A 2,510-nucleotide genomic window follows, 5' to 3' on the forward strand; every position below is an offset into this window, starting at 1 on the left:
GTGCGGGATCCACCCCGGTCGCCTCGACCGACCAGGCCCACAACCGTTGCGCCAGCTCCGGGTCCTGCGCCGTACGCGACGGCAGCACGACCTTCGGCGTGCCGCGGTACTCGAAGAAGGCGGGCCCGACGAACGACCCCGGACGCAGGTCCGCGTACGTCGCGGCGTACAGACTCGGCCACGCACCGGCCGCAGCGGACTGCGCGACCAGCCGCGTGGCGGCGCGCCACAGCTGCGCCTGCAAGGCACGGCCCGCAAGCTCCGGCCCAGCGGCCTGCAAGTGCGTCGAGGCGTAACCGGGATGCGCGCCGACGCTCAGCAGCTGAGCACCGGCCGCCCGTGCGCGACGGTCGAGCTCGAGCATGAACAGCAGGTTCGCGAGCTTCGACCGGCTGTACGTTTCCCACTTCCGGTAGCTGTCCGCGGGCCGGCGCAGGTCGTCCTCGCTGACGCCACGGACGCCCTTGTGCATGAACGAGCTGACCGTGACGACCCGGCTGCCTTTGAGCAGCACCGGCAGCAGCCTGCCGGTCAGCGCGAAGTGACCGAGATGATTCGTCCCCAGCTGCAGCTCGAACCCGTCGACAGTCTGCCGGTACGGCGGCGCCATCACGCCGGCGTTGTTGATCAGCAGCTCCAGCCGGTCGTACGTCGCGAGGACCTCGTCCGCGGCGCGCTGCACACTCGCCAGATCGGCCAGGTCCAACTCGAGCACCGTCGGCGCCCGGCCACCCTCCTGGGTCAGCCGCTCCGCCGCCCGCGCCGCCTTCTCCGGGTTGCGCGCGGCAACGATCACGTCGGCGCCGTGCCTGAGCAGTTCCAGCGCGGTCTCGTACCCGATCCCGCTGGTCGCGCCGGTCACCAGCGCCCGCCGTCCGGTGAGGTCGGGAATGTCCGCCGTACTCCAGGTCATGCGCCCACAGTAACGGTGCGGGCGCACGACCTGGTCGGCATCACAGGATCTTGCGTGCCTTGAACGCGTCGGTCACCGTCTGCGCGGCGGCCTTGCCGTACAGCAGCCGGGCAGCCTGCACGGTGTCCTGCGCCGCACTCGCGAACGAGGTGTCCGGGTCATAGAAGAACGTCGCCTCGAGGATCAGCTTGTCCGCCTTGGCCCGGCCGAGCGACTGCTGGATGTCCCACAGCGCCCGCGACCAGATCTCGCCGTCGTCGTGGACCTCACCGTCGATGTCGTCGGTCGTCTTGGTCCCGTCGGTACGACGCAGGCAGTGCGGCTCGCCGGACGTGTACGACGTCGCGTCCCAGTCCATCACGCACGGCAGGTTGAAGCCCTTGCTGACCGGGACCGAGTTCGTCACGGCCCAGTAGTCGCCGAAGCCCTCACCGATCGCACCGGCCTGCTCCGACTCACCGAAGCCCGGTACGACGTCGTCCTGGATCGCGTGCCCGTACTCGTGCCAGATCACCTCGGCGTCCTCGGCGTCGTCGACACCGCCCTCGCCGGTGGTGATCATGTCCGTCGACGGGTCGTAGAACGAGTTGTCCCCCGCGTACGTGTCGACGCTGAAGTCCTGCGACTCGTTGTTCACGTCGGTGAACCCGAGCTTCTGGATGTACTCCTGCGTCTGGTTGATGTGGTAGTACACCATCACCTGCTCGAACTTGTCGTTCGCACGCTGGTACACGAACGTGTTGTTCTTGCTCTGCGCGACGCCGCCCTTGGCTTCCTTGATGTTGACGTACGTCCCGTTGAGCTTCCCGGACCCGTCCAGGTTGCGCAGGATCACGTTCTTCTGCGCGAGGAACAGCGCGTCCTGGTTCTTGTCGTTCATGTCGGTGAGCTTCTCGTTCTGCTCACTCACCACCGGATTCGGATCGAACACCGACCCGCGCCCATCGATGTTGTCACTGATCACCTTCGACTCGACGACACTCCCGGTCTTCGCATCGACCAGCGAACGGGTCACGCCCTCCGTCGAGCGGCTCGTCACATTCCAGACCACCCGCGCGTTCGGCCCACCGATCACCGCCAACTGCGCGGCCCCACTCGTCGCCTCGGGCTGCCGTACCAAACTCTTCTCAGGCCCCGCGTCCCGCCGCGCCCGAGCAGTCACCGAAGCGTTGGCCGCCTGTGTCGCGGCCTCCGGCGCCACCTTCGCACTGACATCAAGATCGGCCGGCACCGCGTCCCGCCCGTCCGCGACCTCGACAGCGCCGTTCTTGCCGACATGCTTCGCGTAGTACCCACCCACGACCGGCAGACCCTTGAAGGTCTGCTGATACCAGTAGTGCTTCCCCAGCAACGACGTCTTCGTCCGAACCAGCTTGAGCCCATCCGGCGTCCCCACCGGCGCCGCCCCCGCCGCACTGGTGAACGACAACCCCAGCGAAACAGCCCCCAACCCAGCCACCACAGCCAACCCGACCTTGCGCCGTCTCCCCATACCTCTGTTCCCTCCCAGATCCGCGCTCCGTAACCCAACCACTACGATCCGTCGAACCCTAATTCCACCCCCGACCCCCTGTGAAGCAATTCCCCCACCCAACCC

The 2,510-nt window shown here is 67.5% G+C and carries 2 protein-coding genes; both read right to left on the minus strand.

What is annotated here, in order from left to right:
- Window positions 1-913 (minus strand): oxidoreductase (locus VFF46_RS38350; protein WP_325042187.1); only part of this gene is annotated, 913 nt, incomplete at its 3' end.
- Between the two features lie 40 nt (window positions 914-953).
- Window positions 954-2,405, minus strand: coding sequence for a M4 family metallopeptidase (locus VFF46_RS38355; protein ID WP_325042188.1), 1,452 nt, complete (start codon window positions 2,403-2,405; stop codon window positions 954-956).
- Between the last annotated feature and the right edge of the window lie 105 nt (window positions 2,406-2,510).

It is taken from the genome of Kribbella sp. (assembly GCF_035655035.1).
Taxonomy (GTDB): Bacteria; Actinomycetota; Actinomycetes; order Propionibacteriales; family Kribbellaceae; genus Kribbella.

Bases quoted from the DNA above. Each gene is read 5' to 3' on its own strand.
- VFF46_RS38355 (WP_325042188.1), bottom strand. From the start codon at position 2,405: ATGGGGAGACGGCGCAAGGTCGGGTTGGCTGTGGTGGCTGGGTTGGGG.